Source organism: Parafrigoribacterium mesophilum (assembly GCF_039652555.1).
In the GTDB taxonomy this organism is placed as follows: Bacteria; Actinomycetota; Actinomycetes; order Actinomycetales; family Microbacteriaceae; genus Parafrigoribacterium; species Parafrigoribacterium mesophilum.
In genome coordinates this window covers 1-418 of sequence record NZ_JBDJAF010000014.1, presented here as the reverse complement: position 1 = coordinate 418, position 418 = coordinate 1, and the positions used below count along the sequence as shown (strand labels likewise).

Genomic DNA, 418 nt, shown 5'->3' with positions numbered 1-418 from the left:
CGGGTGCGCCGGCGGCAACACCTCCCCGGTCAACGACTGACGCGGCGCGGTCGCCCGACCCACCTGCACCATCCGCGCCGCCGCCGCCACCGACCCACCCGTAGCCGCCGCCACCAGGCTGACCGAATTCACAAACCCCTGCTTTTTCGCCAGACCCTCCCGACCCAACTCGGCCGGCGAGCGTTTGGCGACCTCCCCCGCCACCCTGGCCAACACCGCCTCCGAAGCACGCACCAGATGCCCCACCGCACCAGTGACCGCCACCAGACCCGCATCACTCATCAACGCCACCTCACCGGCAGGGTCGATGCCAGCACCACCACCGAACGCGGGCAGCGCACCAACCCACGTCCGGCGCAACGACTTCACGTCGTCCTCCAGAAACTGCAACGGCTGCTCCATAACCCCAACAATCCCA

At 68.9% G+C, this 418-nt stretch carries 1 pseudogene; it reads right to left on the bottom strand.

What is annotated here, in order from left to right:
• Window positions 1-402 (bottom strand): annotated as a pseudogene (locus tag ABFX56_RS15895) (hypothetical protein); the annotation flags it as partial.
• Between the last annotated feature and the right edge of the window lie 16 nt (window positions 403-418).